The 20,808-nt window shown below is 62.6% G+C and carries 15 protein-coding genes; 8 read left to right on the forward strand and 7 right to left on the reverse strand.

All coding sequences use genetic code 11. The features are described from left to right. Positions 1-10 precede the first annotated feature (10 nt). The 4 genes from CHC01_RS16155 to CHC01_RS16170 all read right to left on the reverse strand — a co-directional run bounded on the left by CHC01_RS16155 (position 11) and on the right by CHC01_RS16170 (position 5,820). Positions 11-1,078, reverse strand: coding sequence for an alcohol dehydrogenase (locus CHC01_RS16155; RefSeq protein ID WP_089265253.1), 1,068 nt, complete (start codon positions 1,076-1,078; stop codon positions 11-13). Positions 1,079-1,202: 124 nt separating this feature from the next. Beyond that, positions 1,203-3,530 (reverse strand): xanthine dehydrogenase family protein molybdopterin-binding subunit, encoded by a 2,328-nt coding sequence (locus tag CHC01_RS16160; protein ID WP_089265254.1) that lies wholly within the window; start codon positions 3,528-3,530, stop codon positions 1,203-1,205. A 150-nt stretch (positions 3,531-3,680) separates the two neighbouring features. Next, the gene (locus CHC01_RS16165; RefSeq protein WP_089265255.1) at positions 3,681-4,556 is read right to left on the reverse strand and encodes a dihydrodipicolinate synthase family protein; all 876 of its coding nucleotides are present in this window, start codon (positions 4,554-4,556) and stop codon (positions 3,681-3,683) included. Between the two features lie 4 nt (positions 4,557-4,560). Then, positions 4,561-5,820 (reverse strand): allantoate amidohydrolase, encoded by a 1,260-nt coding sequence (locus CHC01_RS16170; RefSeq protein WP_176454606.1) that lies wholly within the window; start codon positions 5,818-5,820, stop codon positions 4,561-4,563. 154 nt (positions 5,821-5,974) lie between these two features. Between CHC01_RS16170 and CHC01_RS16175 the strand changes: the two genes are divergently transcribed. Further along, positions 5,975-6,472 (forward strand): nucleoside deaminase, encoded by a 498-nt coding sequence (locus CHC01_RS16175; RefSeq protein ID WP_089265257.1) that lies wholly within the window; start codon positions 5,975-5,977, stop codon positions 6,470-6,472. Between the two features lie 108 nt (positions 6,473-6,580). On the opposite strand, the gene CHC01_RS16180 is transcribed toward CHC01_RS16175, so the two are convergent. Then, the gene (locus CHC01_RS16180) at positions 6,581-7,627 is read right to left on the reverse strand and encodes a hypothetical protein (RefSeq protein ID WP_089265258.1); all 1,047 of its coding nucleotides are present in this window, start codon (positions 7,625-7,627) and stop codon (positions 6,581-6,583) included. A gap of 593 nt (positions 7,628-8,220) precedes the next feature. On the opposite strand from CHC01_RS16180, the gene CHC01_RS16185 reads away from it, so the two are divergent. Genes CHC01_RS16185 through CHC01_RS16200 form a run of 4 tightly spaced genes read left to right on the forward strand, consistent with a single transcriptional unit; the run spans position 8,221 to position 12,888 of the window. After that, entirely contained in the window at positions 8,221-9,789 is a 1,569-nt protein-coding gene (locus tag CHC01_RS16185) for an ABC transporter ATP-binding protein (protein ID WP_089265259.1), read from the forward strand. Continuing rightward, a complete protein-coding gene (locus tag CHC01_RS16190) occupies positions 9,773-10,864 on the forward strand; it encodes an ABC transporter permease (protein ID WP_089265260.1) in 1,092 nt (363 codons plus the stop codon). The genes CHC01_RS16185 and CHC01_RS16190 overlap by 17 nt, the downstream gene beginning before the upstream one ends. Further along, the gene (locus CHC01_RS16195) at positions 10,851-11,768 is read left to right on the forward strand and encodes an ABC transporter permease (RefSeq protein ID WP_089265261.1); all 918 of its coding nucleotides are present in this window, start codon (positions 10,851-10,853) and stop codon (positions 11,766-11,768) included. Before CHC01_RS16190 ends, CHC01_RS16195 begins: the two co-directional genes overlap by 14 nt. 40 nt (positions 11,769-11,808) lie before the next feature. Further along, a complete protein-coding gene (locus tag CHC01_RS16200) occupies positions 11,809-12,888 on the forward strand; it encodes a BMP family ABC transporter substrate-binding protein (RefSeq protein WP_089265262.1) in 1,080 nt (359 codons plus the stop codon). Between the two features lie 217 nt (positions 12,889-13,105). On the opposite strand, the gene CHC01_RS16205 is transcribed toward CHC01_RS16200, so the two are convergent. Continuing rightward, positions 13,106-14,455: an 8-oxoguanine deaminase gene (locus CHC01_RS16205; protein WP_089265263.1), complete on the reverse strand. Its 1,350-nt coding sequence runs from the start codon at positions 14,453-14,455 to the stop codon at positions 13,106-13,108. A gap of 157 nt (positions 14,456-14,612) precedes the next feature. On the opposite strand from CHC01_RS16205, the gene CHC01_RS16210 reads away from it, so the two are divergent. Together CHC01_RS16210 and CHC01_RS16215 are read left to right on the forward strand one after the other, a co-directional pair. Beyond that, on the forward strand, positions 14,613-15,434 hold the full coding sequence (locus tag CHC01_RS16210) for an FAD binding domain-containing protein (RefSeq protein WP_089265264.1): 822 nt from the start codon (positions 14,613-14,615) through the stop codon (positions 15,432-15,434). Beyond that, complete coding sequence (locus tag CHC01_RS16215; RefSeq protein WP_089265265.1) at positions 15,431-18,037, forward strand: molybdopterin-dependent oxidoreductase; 2,607 nt, start codon at positions 15,431-15,433, stop codon at positions 18,035-18,037. The genes CHC01_RS16210 and CHC01_RS16215 overlap by 4 nt, the downstream gene beginning before the upstream one ends. Positions 18,038-18,284: 247 nt before the next feature. On the opposite strand, the gene pucL is transcribed toward CHC01_RS16215, so the two are convergent. Continuing rightward, positions 18,285-19,124, reverse strand: coding sequence for a factor-independent urate hydroxylase (pucL, locus tag CHC01_RS16220; protein ID WP_176454607.1), 840 nt, complete (start codon positions 19,122-19,124; stop codon positions 18,285-18,287). Between the two features lie 202 nt (positions 19,125-19,326). Here pucL and CHC01_RS16225 point away from each other — a divergent pair, with 202 nt between their 5' ends. Further along, on the forward strand, positions 19,327-20,721 hold the full coding sequence (locus CHC01_RS16225; protein ID WP_089265267.1) for a nucleobase:cation symporter-2 family protein: 1,395 nt from the start codon (positions 19,327-19,329) through the stop codon (positions 20,719-20,721). Positions 20,722-20,808 lie beyond the last annotated feature (87 nt).

The raw sequence follows: 20,808 nt of genomic DNA on the forward strand, positions 1-20,808 counted from the left end.
TGCTTCAAGCTTACCCCGGCGTGAGGATCGCACGGCCGACCAGCTTGCCGTCTTTCAGATCGTTCAGCGCCGCATTGGCCTTTGCAAGCGGCATCGGGCTCGTCGGGATCGGCTGCACCTTCTTGGTGCGCACCAGCTCCAGCAGCTCCTTGGTCTCGCGGAGATTGCCGACATAGCTGCCCTGGATGGTGAGTGCCTTCATGGCGATCAGAGGCAGCGCCCAGGTGGCGCCGCCTCCGAACAGGCCGACCATGATCAGCTTGCCGCCCTTGGAGAGCACGTCGAAGCCGAGCTGCGTCGTCGACGGAGTGCCGACCAGATCGATCACCGACAGGATCGGCTGACCGGCGGCCTTGGCAAGCTGCTCAAGCGCGTCGGGCGCATTGCCGTCCACGGCCGCCAGAGCGCCGGCCTTGATCGCCGCTTCGCGCTTTCGCGCATCGATATCGACAACGATGGCGCCCTTGCCGCCCATCGCCTTCAACAGTTCAAGCGCCATCAGGCCGAGGCCACCGGCCCCGAAGATCACGATCGGATTGCCGAGATCGCTCTCGATCTTCTTCAGCGCGCTATAGGTCGTGACGCCCGAGCAGGCGTAGGGCGCGGCGATGACCGGATCCATGCCCTTGAGGTCAATCAGGTAGCGCGGATGCGGCACCAGGAGGTGATCCGAATAACCGCCGTCGCAATGTACGCCGAGGCAGCGCGGCGCAAGGCAGAGATTCTCGTCGCCGGCGAGACAGACCGCGCATTTGCCGCAGCCGATCCACGGATAGGCCAGCGCGATATCGCCAATCTTGACGCCACCGGCTTCCTGCTGCGCATCCGGACCAAAGGCAATGACTTCGCCGACGGTCTCGTGACCCATGGTGCGCGGCAGCGTGATGCCGCGGTCCTTCAGCGACAGCTTCTTGCGGCCGTGGCCGAGTTCATAGCCGCCTTCCCAGATGTGCAGGTCGCTATGGCAGACGCCCGCAGCCTTCACGCGGATCAGCACCTGCGTGCCGGTCGGCTGCGGGGTCTGCTCGTCGACCTCGCCGAGCGGTTCGTTGAATTCGAGAACCTTGAAGCTCTTCATTGTGTTTTCTCTCCCGATTGAAGTTTCTTGTTATCCGCAAGATGGGTAGAGCGAAGCGAAACCCATCGCATGGAACCCGATCATGATGGGTTTCGCGACGACGCTCTACCCATCCTGCAGGGTCTCAGCCATGCGCTGCGCTTGCGCTCCTGATTGCTTCCCACACCTTGATGGGCGACAGCGGCGTATTGAGCTGCGTGATGCCCAGTGGTTGCAGCGCATCCAGCACGCCATTGACGATGCAGGGCGGACCACCGATCGCGCCGGATTCTCCGCAGCCCTTCGAGCCGATCGGGTTGGTGACGCAGGGTGCCGAACCATCCAATGTCACTGACAGAGGTGGCAGGTCACCCGCGCGCGGAATGCAGTAATCCTGATAGCTGGCGGTGATGAGCTGGCCATCCTCGTCGTAATGAACGTTCTCGAACAGCGCCTGGCCGATGCCCTGCGCCACGCCGCCGTGGATCTGGCCGGTCACCAGCATCGGATTCACCGCCACGCCGACATCGTCGACCGTGGTGTAGCGAACGACATTGGTGATGCCGGTCTCCGGATCGATCTCGACCTCGCAGATATGCGTTCCGTTCGGCCAGGTCGGGCCGTCCGCCACGCCGGTCGACTCGACGCTGAGCTGTTCACCGTCTTCGGCCTTCGCGATCTCGAACAGGCCAACGCGCTTGTCGGTACCGACGACGGTGAGGAAGCCCGCGGAATACTCGATGTCCTCCACCGAGGCTTCGAGCATGTTGGCCGCCTTCTCGCGCGCCTTGGCGATCATGTCGGCGGCCGACACCACCGCGGCAGTGCCGCCAACGAACAATGAGCGTGAACCGACACTGCCCATGCCAACGATCACATCGGTATCGCCCTGGATCACATCGATCTTGTCGATGCCAATGCCAAGGGCTTCAGAGACGAGCTGCGAATAGGCGGTCTGCAGGCCCTGCCCCATCGCCATAGTGCCGGAATGCAGGATAACGCGGCCATTGGCCGTCGCGCGCAGACTGACCTTCTCGGTGGTGCCCGGGCCACCGGTCCATTCGATGTAGCTGGTGAGCCCGCGCCCGTAGAGCAGACCCTTCTTCTTCGCCGCTTTCTTGCGCGCGGCGAAGCCGTCCCAATCCGACAATTCGGTGGCGCGGTCGAGCATGTGCGCGAAGGCGCCGCTATCATAGGTCTGGCCGACGGCGTTCTTGTAAGGAAACTGCGTCGGCTTGATGTAATTCACCTTGCGGATGGCGCGCGGATCCATTCCCATCTGCCGTGCGGCGGCGTCCATCAGACGCTCGATGATGAAAACGGCTTCCGGACGCCCGGCACCACGATAGGCGCCCACCGGCGCGGTGTTCGTGATGACCGCCTTGATATCGTAATGCACGTTCTGCAGGTCGTAGACGCCGGTCTGCACGAACGGCCCCAGCACCAGCGGAATGATGACAGCGGTCGCCGACATATAGGCACCAGTGCCGCCGATCGAACGGACGCGATACGCCAAGATCCGACCCTTGGCATCGAGCGCGAGTTCTGCCGTCGACGTCAGATCGCGACCATGCGTCCCGCCGACAAATTCGTCGGTACGATCGCCGCGCCAGCGGATCGTCTTGTTCAGCTTCACGGCTACATAGGCGACGACGCCGTCTTCGGGATACAGGCTCGTCTTCTGGCCGAACCCACCGCCGATATCGCCCACCACCACGCGGATCGATTCCTTCGGACGCTTGAGCACCGCGTCGGCAAGGATATCGCGGGTCGATGCCGGGGTCTGCGACTGCACGTACAGGGTCAGCTTGCCGGACTTCTTGTCGACTTCAGCGATGGTCGAGCGCGGCTCCATGGCCGATGGCACGAGACGCTGACTCACGATGTCCAGCGACACCGTATGCTTGGCAGCGGCAAAAGCAGCCTCCACCTTGGCAGGATCGCCATAGCTGGTGGCCGCGACAATATTGTCCGGCGCATCCGGCCAGACCACCGCCGCACCGGGCTTCATCGCCTCGACGGGATCGACCACCGCAGGCAGGACATCATAGCTGATGTCGATCGCTTCGGCCGCGAGCTGGGCAGCGGCGCGCGACGTGGCGACGATCGCCGCCACTGCTTCGCCGGCGAACCGCACGACCTCATGCGCGAGCAGCCGGCGCGGCGGAAAGGTCGCTGCGGAGCCGTCAGGACGCTTGAAGATCGGCAGCGTCGGCAGCGTGCCGACATCGTCGGCCACGAGATCCGCGCCGGTGTAGATCGCCTCGACACCGGGCATCGCCTTGGCGGCGGCCACGTCAATCGCGGTGATCTTCGCATGGGCATGCGGCGAGCGCAGCAGATGCAGCCACAGCGCGCCGTCTTCCGGTCTGTCGTCGATGAATTTGCCCTGCCCGGTGAGAAGTCTTTGATCTTCAAGGCGCTTGGGAGAAAGACCGGCGCCGAAGCGCAGATTGCCGGGCAGAATGTTCATCAGACGTCCTTCAATGGCGAGCCTTACGGGCGGGCTGTATGGTTTCTAGCCCAGAAAGACCGCGTGAGCCAACAGGCCAGCCGCACAAGGCTGAGCGACAGAATGTGCATGAGCGCTGCTCGTTTGCGCGTCTGGCGGCAACGACATCGATCAGCCGACATCCCGCAAGACGGCCTCGATCACCTTGCGCTCGTCGGCGGTCAAAGCCGGCTGCGGGGCCACGGGGTCGCCGACCTCATAGCCCTGGATCGCGAGGCCCGTCTTGATGCAGGCCGCCAGATTATAGCGCGCGAAGGCCTCGTTGAGCCGCCACATCCGCCGCTGCAAGACCATGGCCTCGTCCCAGCGATGCGCCTTGCAGAGATTGTAGAGTTCGACGCTCTGCTTCGGCACGACGCAAGCCGGGCCCGCCATCCAGCCAACGCCGCCGATCAGCATGACGGCTGACGGAATATGCGCCGAGGCGGCGAACACTTTCAGTTTGTCGCCGCAGCGGTTGATGATCGACAACAGCCGGCCGGTATTGGTGGAGGCATCCTTGATATACTGAATGCGCGGATGCTCGGCGAGCCGCGCCACGACATCGAGTGTCAGATCCGAACGCTGGAATTGCGGATTGGTGTAGATCACCACGGGAATATCGACGGCATCGGCGATGGCGCGGAAGTAGGATTCGATCTGCGCATCCTTGAGCGGGAAATACGCTTCGAGAATAGCCAGGATGCCGGTGGCGCCGAGCTTCTGATACGACTTCGCCTGCGCCACCGCATCGACCGTCGAGGTCGATGCCACGCCTGCCACCACCGGCACGCGCCCGCCTGCCGCCTCGATCGTGGCCTGCACCACCGTCCTGCGCTGCTCGCGATTGAGATAGGCGAATTCGCCGGTCGAGCCGAGGGGCGTCAGACCATGCACGCCCGCGCCGATGAGATCCCCGCACAGGCGGCCCAGCACATCGGTGCGGATACGCCCCTCGTCATCAGCAGGCGAGACGAGATAGGGAAACACGCCGTGGAAATCTGCCATCGCATCAGGCCTTCGGCTCAAAATTCTCGATCACGCGCAACAACACGCGCGCACCGACCTCGACATCCGCATCGTCCACATGCTCGGCAGGATTGTGGCTGATCCCGCCGCGACAGCGCACGAACAGCATCGCCACATCGGCAATATCGGTCATCGCCATGCCGTCATGGCCGGCCCCGCTCGGCAGCTCGAACGCGCGATAGCCCTCGGCAGTAATTGCATCGGCGATCTGCTTCTGCAGCCAGGGCGCACACGGCACCGTGCGATTCTCATGGGTGATGTTGATCTGCAGATCGAGCTTGCGCGCTTTGGCGATCGACTCGATCTCGCGCACCATGTCGGTGATGGCGAGCTTGCGATAGGAATCCTTCGGCGATCGGATATCCATGGTGAACGATACCAGCCCGGGAATGACATTGGTCGCCCCCGGCATCGCATTGATATAACCGACGGTGCCGACAAGACCGCCGCGGTCCGACTGGCAGAACCCCTCGATCGCAACGATACATTCGGCGGCGCCCACCAGTGCATCGCGTCGCATCGCCATGGGTACCGTGCCGGCATGACCGGCCATGCCGTGCAACTCGACAGCAAGCCGCGTAGCACCCGAAATGGCAGTCACGACACCCACCGGCAGCTTCTGCGCTTCAAGCACGGGCCCCTGCTCGATATGCAATTCGAGATAGGCCAGCAATTCGCCGGGCGCGCGCGCTGCGGCGCCGACGTGATCGGGATCGAGGCCGAAGGTGATCATTGCCTCGCGCATCGAGATGCCCGCTTTGTCGCGGCCGGCGAGCACGCTCTCGACAAAAGTCCCGGCCACCGCGCGGCTGCCGAGCAGCGTCGAGGCGAAGCGCACGCCCTCCTCGTCGGCGAAGGCGGCGATCTCGATGGCGAATGGCAAACGAAGGCCGCGACGGTTGAGATCGCTAACGCAGGAAATCGCCGTGATGATCCCGAGCGGTCCGTCCCAGCGGCCGGCATCGCGCACGGTGTCGTAATGGGAGCCGAGCATCAGGCACGGCAGACCGGGCCGGTCGCCTTCATAGCGTCCGCAGACATTGCCGATCGCATCGATACGCGCCCGCATGCCGGCTGCCTGCATCCAGCCGATGATCAGTTCGGCGGCAGCACGATGTTCCGGTGTAAGGAATATTCGCGTGATGTTGTCCGGCGCTTCCGAAATAGCAGCCAGCGCGTTGATGCGTTCGACGATCTCGCCGCCGAGCGATTGGCCGGAAGCTCCGACGACTTTCTCTTTCATCGCAATCATGCTTCTTTGTTCAGGCCGTAGGCCCGGCTGGGACTTGAATGATCCAGGTCGTAAATATTAGTGCGGCCAGCGGGCCAAAGCGAATCCGCGTTTGGCCTCGCGGGAAGCTAGCAGATTTTGACGCCCGGACGACAGGAGCCCCCTGATGCCAAAGCAAGACTCGTCGAGTAGGGATGAGGCTCTTCTCAGGCTTTCTTTCGACGCTGCACGCAAAGCCATGGAGCGCGGCAACCATCCGTTCGGCGCGATCCTGGTCGATGCACACGGCAAGGTCCTGATGGAAGCCGGTAACGCCTTCATGCCCTCTCATGACGGCACCGCCCATGCAGAGCGGCTGCTGTGCAGCGAAGCCTCGATTGCCTATGACGAGACCGAGCTGAAGACCTTCACGCTGTATTCGTCGGCAGAACCCTGCGCCATGTGCGCGGGCGCGATCTATTGGGTCGGCATTGGACGGCTGGTTTATGGGCTCGGCGAAGCAAGGCTCAAGGCGATCACCGGCGACCATCCGGAGAATCCCACGCTTGATCTGCCTTGCCGCAATGTCTTTGCTGCCGGGCAGAAGAGCATCGAGGTCGTCGGACCGCTGCTCGAAGACGAGGCAGCCGCGCAGCACGAGAATTTCTGGGCGCAGCTGCGCTAGCGGCACGCGCGCAGGAGCTTGCAAAAAACTGAAGGCGCCGCGAGGACATCGCGACGCCATCAGCCTGGAGATTGGCCTTGGAGAATTAGCCCCGGAAGTGAGCTCAGATCAGAACTTGACGGTGACGCCGGAATAGAGCGAGTCCTCGCGGCACGATCCGGGCGCAAACGTGGTGCACGGCAGGCTGGCATTCTCATCCAAGCCGAACTTGTTCCGCCAGAGCCGATAGGCCACCCACACGTCGACATTGTGAGTGTATTTCGGTCCCCAGATCGCCTTGCTGGCGTCGAAGGTCAGACGGATCGGTTCGGCGTTGATCTCCATCTTGGTTGCCGTGCCGATGATCTGGCCGTTCTCCGAACCTTTCGGCCCGTAGAAGCCTGCGCGGCCGCTGATCGCGAAATAATCCATGCTCGGGGGCAGGAAGCCGAGATCCATGTAGTAATTGAGTTCAACGGCCCAGGTCGGGTTGAACTGGCGGTTGCCATCGATGTTGCACGAGACGCCCGGGATTTGACCGGGAGCGCCGGCGTAACCGCACTGCGTAAAGGTGCTGCGGTTGGCGAATTCGTAATAGAACAACGGATTGACGTTGAAGAAGCCCTTGTAAGGCAGGTCGAAAGCGAATTGCAGACCGGTCACGACGTCGCGCTTGGATGCGGAGAAGAACCGGTTTTCAGTGCTGCCATCCGCACCGATGACGAACGACACGTTGCGCAGCGGGCCCATCGAGAAGGCCTTGGTGTTGAAGACCTCGTTGAAGCCGATCGTGCTGCGGATCAGGCCGTAGATTTCTGTTGCGCCTTCGCAGCCCGTGATCGGACGCAGCGGATCGGCGCACGGATTAGCCGGGCTGCTCTTGCCCGCCTTCTCGAGGCCGATGTTGAAGAAGTTGGTGCCGTAGGTCCACACGTCGAAGTGGGTGAAGGCGAAGACCTGCTTGGTGGTCTTGGCGGTGACGCCGGGATCGACCGCCCCCCACTGATAGGCATAGGTGAAACGGTTATCGATCAGCAGGAAGAACGGCAGATCCGGGATCGGCTTTGCCTTGACCGGCATGGCCGCCATGTCGGCGGCGCCTGCCGAGCCTGTCGGCACCATGGCTGTTAGCGACAGCAACGTCGCGGCTGCGATTGCGCGGAAACGATTGGCCATTGGAATTACCCCCACCTGTTGACAATGATTGCGTGCCTCTCGCGAGAGAGTTGTTGCAATCAGTCCGGGTGAGAAGCCTCAACTTTTTCCAATAGTTGCCACGGATTTCATCAGGGATGCCCAGTGAAATCAGTATTTTATGCTTGAAGCATCGTGTTTTCGGGATGGTGAAATGACACCATGCGAGCGCGTGTAAGACACGCGCTTAGAGACTGTAAAGATTGGTATTTTGCGACGTTCTGTCGCAGGTTTCCGAACGAAGCTCCGATGGTGAATTCACACTGTGATTCCGTGTTTGCACCGCAAGAAAATCACTGCCCAACTTCTCAACACACGAGAAAATCCGGATCTCGAATTCGTTGCACATGTACCAGAACTGCAACACTTCAGACCAAGTATACAATGCGAAAGTCGAATAAACGTCATTCAATCAATGAAAAGACCGAGCCTCACGCCATTGCGTCGACAGGAATCGCCCAAGAAAGCGATCCAGTCCAAAAATAAGGCAGACGCTGGCGCTTATTCGAGATTTACGCTGCATTCCAATCCGGCACACACTTGCCGCAAACCTCCTTTTCACGCGTGAGTAGCGAATGTTGGATTCGGGATCGGGACACGCGCGTTCGGGGACGGTGCTTCTGCAGACCATCGGTCTGACCAAGCGCTATGGCAGTTTCCTCGCCAATGACGCCATCGACATCGCGATCCGTCCGCAGGAGATTCACGCGCTGCTCGGCGAGAACGGCGCCGGCAAATCCACGCTCGTCAAAACCATCTACGGCCTGATCCAGCCGAGCGAAGGCGAGATGCTCTGGCAGGGCGAGAAGATGGTCCTCGCCGGCCCGCATGATGCGCGCGCGCGCGGCATCGGCATGGTGTTCCAGCATTTCTCGTTGTTCGACAATCTCACTGTCGCCGAGAACGTTGCCCTTGGCCTCGACGGCAAGGAATCCTTCAAAGCGATGTCGGCGCGGCTCGAACAGGTGTCGCAGCAATATGGCCTGCCGCTCGATCCGAAGCGCGAGGTCTGGCAACTCTCGGTCGGCGAACGTCAGCGCATCGAGATCGTGCGCGTGCTGATGCAGAATCCGAAATTCCTGATCCTCGACGAGCCCACCGCCGTGCTGACGCCGCAGGAGGCCGATCAGCTCTTCGTCGTGCTGGAGCGCCTGAAGTCGGAAGGCCGCGCGATCCTTTACATCAGCCACAAGCTCGACGAGGTGAAGCGGCTCTGCGACACCGCCACGATCCTGCGCGGCGGCAAGAAGATCTCGACCTGCCTGCCGCGCGAAGAAACTGCGGCATCACTGGCGCGCATGATGGTCGGCACCGAGATCAAGCAGGTGAAAGCCGCCGCCAACAGGCAAACCACTGTGCCGCGGCTCGTGGTCAACGATCTCAGCCTCGCGCCCGACGAACCACATGGCGTGCATCTGAAGAACATCTCGCTGGAACTGAAGGGCGGCGAGATTCTGGGGATCGCCGGCGTCGCCGGCAACGGCCAGGACGAGTTCTTCGCGGCGCTCTCCGGCGAGCGTCTCGCCAAAGATCCCGGCACCATCGTCATCGACGGTCACGCCGCCGGACATCTGTCGATTACCGCGCGCCGCAAGCTTGGCGCGGCCTTCGTGCCCGAGGAACGACTAGGCCACGGCACCGCGCCGCGCATGCGCCTGTCGGAGAACGCGCTGCTCACCGGCCACGCCGCATCGGGCATGGTGCACAACGGTTTCATCAATACGGCGGCGACGCTCGCGACCGTCGATCGCGCCACCGCGAGCTTCGACGTGCGCAAGGCCAAGCGCGATCCGGAAGCCGCCAGCCTTTCCGGCGGCAACCTGCAGAAATTCATCGTCGGCCGCGAGATTCTGCGTAATCCCATCGTGCTCGTGGTCAGCCAGCCCACATGGGGCGTCGATGCGGGTGCAGCCGCCGTCATCCGTCAGGCGCTGCTCGATCTTGCCGCGGCAGGTGCGGCCATCCTCGTTACCAGCCAGGACCTTGACGAACTCGCTGACATTGCCGATCGCATCGCTGTGATGTTCCACGGCCATCTGTCCGAGCCGTTAATGACGGCGGATGCCGACAGGGAAACGCTGGGCTTGTTGATGGGCGGCAGTGCACTCACGCCAAAGGACGTGCCCGATGCAGTTGGTGCTTGAGAAGCGCGCGGAGCGATCGACCATCATCGCGCTGGTATCGCCTGTTATCGCCATCGGGCTGACCATCGTGACCATGAGCATCCTGTTCGTGATCATCGGCAAGAATCCGATCGCGGCGCTCAACGTCTATTTCATCACGCCGCTGACCGACGCCTATTCGCTGCAGGAGCTCGCGGTGAAAGCCGCGCCGCTGGTGATAATCGCCATCGGCCTCTCGCTCTGTTATCTCGCCAATGTCTGGAACATCGGCGCCGAGGGGCAATTCCTCGTCGGTGCTGTGGCGGGCAGTTGGCTTGCGGTGAAGACCAACGGCACCGATGCCGGCGTCTGGGTCTTGCCGGCGATGCTGCTGCTCGGTGCCATCGCGGGCGCGCTCTATGCGTTGATCCCGGCCTTCTGCAAGGTGCGCTTCGGCGCCAGCGAAATTCTGGTCAGTCTGATGCTGGTCTATGTGGCCGACCTGCTGCTCGACTATCTCGTACGCGGTCCGTGGCGGGATCCCAAAGGGTTCAACTTCCCGACCACGGCCGAATTCGATCCGGTCGCCACCGTGCCCCTGCTGTTCGAGGGTGGACGGCTGCATCTCGGCGCGGTCATCGCGCTGGTGATCGTTGTTGCCGCTGCTGTCCTGCTCGGCCGCACCATCAAGGGTTTTGAAATTCGCGTGGTTGGCGCTGCACCGCGGGCCGCGCGCTTCGGTGGCTTCTCCTCCAACCAGCTCGTGCTGCTGACTTTCGCAATCTCCGGCGCGCTGGCCGGCCTCGCGGGGATCATCGAAGTCGCGGGCCCGGTCGGCCATCTGCAGCCCGGCATCTCGCCCGGCTACGGCTTCACCGCGATCATCGTTGCATTTCTCGGACGGCTCAACCCGGTTGGAATACTAATTGCAGGGCTTTTCCTGGCGCTGACATTTATCGGCGGGGAGCAAGCGCAGATCGCCATGAAGATCCCACTCGATATCACCAAGGTGTTTCAGGGCATCCTGCTGTTCTATGTGCTCGCCTGCGACAGCCTGATCCTGTACCGGATCAAGCTCATCATGCCGCAGCGAAAGGTCGCCGATGGAGCTACTTGAAGCCATCATCCTTGCCGTACTCGCGGCGTCGACACCGCTGCTGCTCGCCGCCTCCGGCGAGCTGCTGGTGGAGCGCGCCGGCGTGCTCAATCTCGGCGTCGAAGGCATGATGATCGTCGGCGCCGCCTGCGGCTTTGCCGGCGCCTGGGCCACCGGCTCGACATTCATCGGAGCGCTGTGCGGCATTTTTGCCGGCGTCGCGCTGTCGCTGGTGTTTGCACTGATGACGCTCGGCCTCGCCGTCAATCAGGTCGCGACCGGTCTCGCGCTAACAATCCTGGGCATCGGCGTGTCCGGCCTGATCGGCGCCGGCTTCGTCGGCGAGCGTATCGCCACCGCGCCGCGGCTGTACATTCCCGGCCTGACCACGCTCCCCTTCGTCGGCAAGATCCTGTTCGGCGAGGATGGCTTCGTCTATGTCTCGATCGCGCTGATCGTCGCTATCTGGTACTTCCTCTATCGCACCCGTGCCGGACTGATCCTGCGCGCCATCGGCGACAATCACGTCTCGGCGCACGCGCTCGGCTATCCCGTGCTGAAGATACGCACCCTCGCCGTGATGTTTGGCGGCGGCTGCGCGGGTCTGGCCGGCGCCTATCTGCCGCTGGCCTACACGCCCTTCTTCGTCCCCGGCATGACCGCCGGCCGCGGCTGGATCGCGCTGGCGCTGGTGGTATTCGCCTCTTGGCTGCCGGGGCGCCTCGTGATCGGCGCTTATCTGTTCGGCGCGGTCTCGATCTTGCAACTGCATGCGCAAGGCTGGGGCGTCGGCGTGCCCTCGCAACTGATGTCCGCACTGCCCTATCTCGCAACGGTCGTCGTGCTGGTGCTGATCTCGCGCACCCGCAGCGGCGGCTCCACGGCGCCGGCCGCATTGGGCACGGTATTCGTGCCCGACCGCTAAAGACATTCTCGCAAGACTATCTCGCAAACAGGAGACGCGTATGAACAGGAAAGCACTTGCAGCCGCCGCCCTACTGCTGGCCACCGGCCTCGGATTGGGTGCAGCCGTCGCCGCCGACAAACTCAAGGTCGGTTTCGTCTATATCGGCCCGGTCGGCGATTTCGGCTGGACCTATCAGCACGAAGTCGGCCGCCAGATGATCGTCAAAGAATTTGGCGACAAGATCGAGACCACCTATCTCGAAAACGTCAGCGAAGGCCCGGACTCCGAGCGCTCCATCGAACAGCTCGCGCGGGCCGGCAATCAGCTCATCTTCACCACGTCGTTCGGCTATATGGATCCGACGCTGAAAGTCGCCAAGCGCAATCCCAAGGTGATGTTCGAACACGCCACCGGCTTCAAGCGCGACAAGAACATGTCGAGCTATTCCGGCCGGTTCTTTGAAGGCCGCTACATCCAGGGCCTGATCGCCGCCAAGATGTCGAAGAAGGGCGTGCTGGGCTATATCGGTTCGTTCCCGATCCCGGAAGTGATCTCCGGCATCAATGCCACCATGCTGGCCGCGCAGAAGATCAATCCGGACATCAAGATCAAGATCATCTGGGTCAACACCTGGTTCGATCCCGGCAAGGAAGCCGATGCCGCCAAGGCGCTGCTCGATCAGGGCGCCGACGTGATCATGCAGCACACCGACAGCCCGGCCGCGATGCAGGTCGCCTCCGAGCGCGGCGCGCTCGCCTTCGGCCAGGACTCGGACATGATCAAGTTCGGTCCGAAGACGCAGCTCACTGCGGTCACCAACAACTGGGGCCCGTATTATGTCGAACGCGTCAAGGCGGCCCTCGATGGCACCTGGAAGTCGGAAGACACCTGGGCGGGCCTGAAGGAGAAGATGGTCGTGATGGCGCCCTATACCAACATGCCGGATGACGTGAAGAAGATGGCGATGGACACCGAAGCCGCCATCATCGCCGGCACGCTGAAGCCGTTCAAATGCCCGATCTTGGGACAGGACGGCAAGGAAGTGGAATGCAAGGGCGGCGACGCCCTCGATCCCGGCCAGGTGCTCGGCATGAACTTCTATGTGAAGGGTATCGACGACAAGATTCCGGGGAAGTAAGTCACGCGCTATAGTCCCCTCTCCCCCAGGCGAAGCGAAGCTTCGCTAGGTGGAAGAGGGTGCCTGAGCGAAGCGAAGGCGGGAGAGGGGGAGCCGCAAGGTGCGGCGCTTGTGGCGCCCCCTCTCCCGTCTCGAACATGCTTTGCATGTTCGATCCACCCTCTCCCGCCTTGCGAAGCTTCGCTTCGCGCGTGGGAGAGGGGAAGTAAGCAAGCCCCTACCCCGCCTGCATCTTCTTCGCCGCAGCGCTATGCCGCCGGATCAGATCGCCGACGTCCAGCCCCGGAATGGCGCCGTCGATCACGCGCCACGCACCGCCCACCATCACGCGGTCCGCACGATGCGCGCCGCACAGCACCAGCGCCGCCAGGGGATCGCCATGGCCGGAGAACCGCAGCTCGTCGAGCTTGAACAGCGCGAGATCCGCCATCTTGCCGACCGCGATCTCGCCGAGCTCCGGCCGCCCCACGCAAGCCGCCGAGCCCTTCGTCGCCCAACGCAGCGCATCCTTGTGGCTGACGCGCCCGACTCCGTAACGCGCCCGCTGCAGCAGAAATGCCGCGCGCACTTCCTGCATCAAATTCGATCCGTCATTCGACGCCGAACCATCGACGCCGAGGCCGATACCGACGCCCGCGTCTTCCATTTCGCAGACCGGACAGCAGCCGGAGGCCAATAGCTGATTGCTGCACGAGCAGTGACTGATCGTGGTCCCGGCCTTGCCGAGCCGCAGCATCTCCGCCCCATTGAAGTGAATGCCATGCGCCAACCAAGTGCGCCCGTTCAGCCAGCCGGTCTGCTCCAGATAATCCAGCGGGCGGCAGCCATAGATCTCCTCGCAATAGCGGTTCTCGTCCTCGGTCTCGCCGAGATGCGTATGCAGACGCACGTCGAGCTTGTCTGCCAGCGCGGCAGTCGAGGCCATCAGCGAGGTCGTCACCGAAAACGGCGAACACGGCGCCAGCGCGATCTGCACCATCGCGTCTTCGCCGCGCTGGTGGAATGTCGCCACCACGCGCTCGCTATCAGCCAGGATCGTGTCCTCGTCCTGCACCACGCTGTCCGGGGGCAAACCGCCGTCTTTCACCGAGCGGTTCATCGATCCCCGCGTCAGCAGCACGCGCATGCCGAGCCGCTGCGCCACCGCGACCTCGATATCGACCGACTGTTCGAGACCCGCAGGAAACACATAGTGGTGATCGGTGGTCGTCGTGCAGCCCGACAGCAACAATTCCGACATCGCCACGCTGACGCCGAGATGGAGATTCTCGGGCGTCAGCCGCGCCCAGACCGGATAGAGCGCCTGCAGCCAGGGAAACAGCTCGCGATCCAGCGCTGCCGGCAAGGCCCGCGTGAGCGTCTGATAGAAATGATGGTGCGTATTGATCAGCCCCGGCAGCACCACATGGGCGCTGGCATCATAGGTCGCGATATCCGCCGTGGCCGGCTGGCCGCCGGCCGGCACCAGTTCGACAATCCGGCCGTTCCTGACGACAATGCCGCGCTCGGCACCTTCGGCGAAAATGCCGAGGGGATCCTTGATCCATGTGGCCTGCGTTTCTGTCATGGCTCATCTCCTTCGGTCATGGACTCGACCTTGCAATTCAGGGACCAGCCACGAATACTTCAATTTGTTTTGCAATTGTCGGCGACTTGGCGTCGGTCTTGCAAGGTTCACAATGATACTTCAAGGGGTCATTGCCGAGTGAAAGCATAACCGCCCTATGGATTTGAATACGGTCACGTCCGTTGCCCGCCCCACGACGCGGGAACAGTTACCGACATGGACTGCCGGGGATGCATGGCTCGCCGGGGGCACCTGGCTTTTCTCCGAACCACAGAGCCACCTGACGCGGCTGATCGACCTCACCGATCTCAAATGGCCGGCCCTCACCGTCACCGACAGCGAATTACAGATCGCTGCGACCTGCACAGTGGCACAGCTCGACGCGCTGCCCTGCCCGCCCGACTGGATCGCATCGCCGCTTATCAATCAATGTTGCCGCGCCTTTCTCGCTTCCTTCAAAATCTGGAAGACCGCAACGGTCGGCGGCAATCTCTGCATGTCGCTGCCGGCCGGCCCGATGATCGCGCTCACCGCCGCGCTCGATGGTGTCTGCACAATCTGGAAGGCCGGTGGCAGCGCAAACACGATCGACGTCGTGGACTTCGTCACCGGCGATCAAAGCAATGTGCTGATGCCGGGTGATCTCCTGCGCAGCATTGCCATTCCACTTGCCTCCCTCAGACGCCGCTCGGCATTCCGCCAGATCTCGCTGACGCCGGTCGGGCGATCTGCTGCGCTGCTGATAGGAAGCCTTGATGAGGATGGCTTGCGGCTGACGATCACGGCTTCGACGAAGCGTCCTGTTCATATCGCGCTCCCAACACTTCCCGATACCGACACGCTCGAAGAAGCAATCCTCGACCGGATTCCGGACAACCTCTATCACGACGACGTTCACGGCAAGCCGGCCTGGCGCAAGCAGATGACGCTGCGGCTCGCAGAAGAGATCCGCGCCGAGCTGCGGGGCTTCGGGCCATGAGTTTCGAGATCAACGGCCACAGCTTTTCGAAGCAGCCGCAAGCCGGCCAATGCCTGCGCACCTTCCTGCGCGAGCTCGGCCATTTCGGCGTCAAGAAAGGCTGCGATGCTGGCGACTGCGGTGCTTGCACCGTGCTGCTCGATGGCGAGCCCGTGCATAGCTGCATCATTCCGGCTTTTCGTGCCGACGGCCATGCGGTCACTACCATCGAAGGTCTCGCGTCCGAAGGCGGCATCCATCCGATGCAGCAGGCGTTCTTGAACGCACAAGGATTCCAGTGCGGCTTCTGCACATCCGGCATGATCGTGACCTGCGCGTCGCTCAATCAGGCACAGCGCGCCGATCTCGGAGCGTCATTGAAGGGCAATCTGTGTCGCTGCACAGGCTACCGCGCGATCGAAGACGCACTCGACGGTAAGTCCAATGTGGAAGACGCCGAGCCCGGCACCGCCTTCGGCCGCAGCCTGCCCGCGCCCGCTGGTCCCCAGGTCGTAACGGGCAAGGCGCGCTACACATTTGACGTCGCCATGGACGGGTTGTTGCATATCAAGATGCTGCGCGCGCCGCATCCCCATGCCCGCATCGTGTCGATTGATTCATCAGCAGCACGGGCTATGCCGGGCGTGCATGCGGTCCTGACCCATGCGGATACTCCGGCCACGTTGTTCTCCACCGCCCGTCACGAGATCGATGCAATGGATCCCGAGGATACACGGATCCTCGACGACACCGTGCGTTTCATTGGCCAGAAAGTCGCCGCCGTGGTTGCGGACAGCGAAGCGATCGCGGAGGAAGCCTGCCGCCGCATCGACATTGTCTATGACATCCTGCCCGCGGTGTTCGATCCCGCTGCCGCCATCGCGCCGGGCGCGCCGGTCATTCATCCCGACAAGACGCCGATCCATCGCGTCAGCGATGCGGCACGCAACGTCATCGCCGAAACACACGGCGAATTCGGCGATGTCGCGGCAGCGCTGGCCTCGTCGGCCGTCACCTATGAAGGCACATTCACCACGCAACGCGTGCAGCACGGCCATCTCGAGACCCATGGCGGCATCGCCTGGCTCGATGCAGACGGCATCCTCAATATTCGCTCGAGCACGCAGACGCCGTTCCTGACACGCCGCGCACTGGCTCAATTGTATGACCTTCCCTCTGACAAGGTCCGCGTGTTCTGCGAACGCGTCGGCGGCGGGTTCGGCGGCAAGCAGGAAATGTTCGTCGAGGACATTCTCGCGCTGGCCGCACTCAAGACCGGCCGCCCGGTGAAATGGGAACTGACCCGCGAGGAGCAATTCATCGCCACATCGACGCGGCATCCGATGCGCGTCACCGTCAAGGCCGGTGCCGACAAGTACGGCAAGCTCACCGCGCTGCAGCTCGACGTGCTCTCCAACACCGGCGCCTATGGCAATCATGCGGGCCCGGTGCTGTTTCACGCCTGCGGTGAATCACTCGGCGTCTATAACTGTGCCAACAAGAAGGTTGATGCCGTGGTCGCCTATACCAACACGGTGCCAGCCGGCGCGTTTCGCGGCTACGGCCTGCCGCAAACGCTGTTCGCGGTGGAAGCCGCCATCGATAATCTCGCCGCGCAGCTCGGCATCAGCCCGTATGATTTCCGCCGGCACAACGTCATCAAGCCCGGCGATCCCATGCTGTCGCCCGCCGGCACGCACTACGACGATGTGCTGATCGGAAGTTACGGTCTCGACCAGTGCCTCGACCTCGTCGAGCGCGCGATGCAAGTCGAGACAAAACACGACCTCGATGACGACTGGCTGATCGGCGACGGCATCGCGCTCACCATGATCGACACAGTGCCGCCGCAGGGCCACATCGCCGAAGTCGTCATCGCCAAACGTGACGACGGCGGTTACGATCTCACGGTCGGCACCGCTGAATTCGGCAATGGCACCGCGACGGTGCATCGGCAGATCGCGGCCACGACACTTGGCTGCACTGTCGAGCAGATTCATCTGCGCCAGTCCGATACGCGGAATGGCGGCCACGACACCGGCGCCTATGGCAGCGCCGGCACATTCGTCGCTGGCAAAGCCACCCATGACGCCGCGCAAAGACTGGTGGCAGCGATGCAGGCGGACAGCAATGCACGCAGCGCCACCGGCACTTCGGGCGGCACCCCGCGTTCGGTCGCCTTCAACGTCCAGGGATTTCGCGTGGCGGTGAACAAGGGGACCGGTGCGATCAGGGTTCTCAAGAGCGTGCAGGCCGCGGACGCTGGCGCCGTCGCCAATCCGATGCAGCTCCGCGGCCAGATCGAAGGCGGCGTCGCGCAGTCGCTGGGGGCCACGCTCTATGAGGAGATGGTGATCGACGAACGCGGCCGCGTCGTCAATCCGAAGTTCCGCGACTATCATTTGCCATCCTTCGCCGATCTGCCGCGCACCGACGTGTATTTCGCCGACACCTATGATGCGATCGGGCCATTGGGGGCGAAGTCGATGAGCGAAAGCCCATACAATCCCGTTGCTGCCGCCATGGGCAACGCACTGTTCGACGCCACCGGCATCCGGTTTACGCAGGTGCCGTTCAAACCGGACAGGATCTTTCCGGAATTGCAGAAGAAGTTCGGGAAGTAGCCGACGTCAGTAGAGGTGTCGTCCCCGCGAAGGCGGGGACCCATAACCACGATCATCAAGGTAAGAGCGGCAGAGCCACGACCACATCGCTTTAAACAGATCCCTGGTGTTTATGGATCCCCGCCTTCGCGGGGATGACACCTGAAGACGGCAGTGCCCCGCCCCTCACCCGCCGCGAAGACGCGGCGACCTCTCCCCGCCTAGCGAAGCTTCGCTTCGCGTGGGAGCGGGGAGAGGTTAAGCAAAACTACCCCCGCCCCACCGTGCATTCGATCTGCCCATGCGGCTCGTCCGTGGGCAGGAACACGTCGTTGTTGTTGTCGAGACCGAAGGCCGAGAGATTCATCAGGATGTAGTGGATGTTCGGACAGGCCATGCTGATCTCGGAAATCTCCGGCACAGCGGCCAGCACCTTCTCGCCCATACGATACAGACTGTTCTGCACGCTCGGACTGTAGGTCGTCGCGAATTCCTTCAGCAGCGTGTCCAGAATTATCTTGTTGGTCGCGGGATAGCTGGCGGGCTTGCCAGACCATGTCCATGACGCCACCATCGATGTCGCGCAGATGCGGTCACTGGTCGGCTGGATCGTCGAATATTTGTCGGTGTAGTAATTCTCCCAACCCGACTGCGTCGACTTCATGAAAGTGAAGCCGTCGAGGCCCGAACTCATGACCGTGCCATCGCGCGTGGCATGGATCTCGACGGTCGGCTTGCCGTTGCTATCGAGCAGGAATGCGTGCGGGTGTAGTCCGCCGTCGACAGCCAGCCGGGCCCACTTGGTCTCATGCGCAGTGATGCTGACGGAACTCGCCTGCGGATACAGGTCCAGATAGCGCTTCGCCAGCACCTGGCAGAACTCCTCCGTCGACAGCGCGGTATTCTCGCGCGCCACCACATTGACGATGTTCTTGATCGTGTCCGTGGATGTCGAGGTGGAGTTGTCGGCGTCGGTATAGGCCCGGCCGAAATCGCCTTCCAGCATCGCCTTGATGCTGAGCTGGCTGACATCCTGCTTGTCGCCGTCGCGATGGATCCGCATGATGCGGACACGGCCTTTTCCATATCTGTTCTTGATCAGCGGCACGCGCGACCTCCAGTCCGTGTTGGCGACCAGGGAACCCCGGTCGCCGGGCAATATATTGAGCAATGCTCGCTTCGAGCAACCTTCGTGCCACCGGTCACCACACCACCGGGGCGAAACGGCTTTCAGCGGCGTCTGGCACGAGGTTTGTATCTGACGATCATAATGCCACAATATTTCATCACCTAAGCAAGGGGCTAGATCAATGACAGTGAGCGTCCATCCCGTCGACGAGATGCTGCCGATGCCGCGCCTGCTCGCGCTGGGCCTGCAGCACGTTCTGGTCATGTATGCCGGCGCGGTCGCGGTGCCGCTCATTATCGGCCGCGCCCTGAAGCTGCCACCGCAGGACGTCGCCTTCCTGATCTCCGCAGACCTGTTCGCCTGCGGCCTTGCGACTTTGGTCCAGTGTATCGGCTTTCCCGGCGTCGGCATCCGCCTGCCGGTCATGATGGGCGTCACCTTCGCCTCGGTCGGCCCGATGCTATCGATGGCCGCCGCCCCGGATATCGGCCTGCTCGGCATCTATGGCTCGGTCATCGCTGCCGGAATCTTCGGCATCCTTGTCGCGCCTTTCATCAGCCGGCTGCTGCCGCTGTTTCCACCGGTGGTCACCGGCACCATCATCATGGTGATCGGCATCTCCCTGATGCGCGTTGGTATCAACTGGGCTGGTGGCGGACTACCCATGTTCACAAAGATCATCGATGGCGTTCCGCACACGTTCCCCAATCCGGCTTACGGCCAGTTGCAGGGGCTCGGCATCGCGCTGTTCGTGCTGGTCGTGATCCTTGCTTTGATCAAATGGGGCACCGGCTTTCTGTCCAACGTCTCGGTGCTGCTCGGCATCATCGCGGGCGCGATCCTTGCCAGCGTGCTCGGCGTGATGCATTTCGACAAGGTCGGCACTGCCGGCTGGGTCGACATCGTGCTGCCGTTCCATTTCGGCATGCCGCAATTCCATCTCGTGCCCATCGTCACCATGTGCATCGTGATGATCGTGGTGATGATCGAGTCCCTCGGCATGTTCCTGGCTCTCGGCGAGATGACCGACAAGAAGGTCGACAGGGACGCACTGACCAAGGGCTTGCGCGCCGATGGCGTCGGCACGTTCCTCGGCGGCATCTTCAACACCTTCCCCTACACCTCGTTCTCGCAGAATGTCGGCCTTGTCGGCGTCACCGGCGTGCGCTCGCGCTGGGTCACCATCGCCGGCGGCGGCATCATGCTGGTGCTCGGCCTGCTGCCGAAGATGGCCGCTTTGGTGGAATCCGTGCCGCAGGTGGTGCTCGGCGGCGCCGGCCTCGTGATGTTCGGCATGGTCGCCGCGACCGGCGCGCGCATCCTCACCGCGGTCGATTTCAAGACCAACCAGCGCAACCTGTTCGTGGTCGCCATCTCCGTCGGCTTCGGCATGATCCCGCTGGTGTCGCCGAATTTCTTCAAGGCACTGCCGCATGACCTGCACCCGCTGCTGGAGTCGGGCATCCTGCTTTGCGCGCTGGTGGCCGTGATCCTGAACGCGTTCTTCAATGGAGTGAGCAATGCCGAGACCGCAAAGGCGGAAGCGGCGGGCGTGGCGGCAGCGGCGACGCATTAGTTTGCCTCTTAACCTCTCCCCGCTTGCGGGGAGAGGTCGACGTCCGCATGCGAAGCATGTGGGCGTCGGGTGAGGGGGACTCTCCGC

It is taken from the genome of Tardiphaga sp. OK246, assembly GCF_900188215.1.
GTDB lineage: Bacteria > Pseudomonadota > Alphaproteobacteria > Rhizobiales > Xanthobacteraceae > Tardiphaga > Tardiphaga robiniae.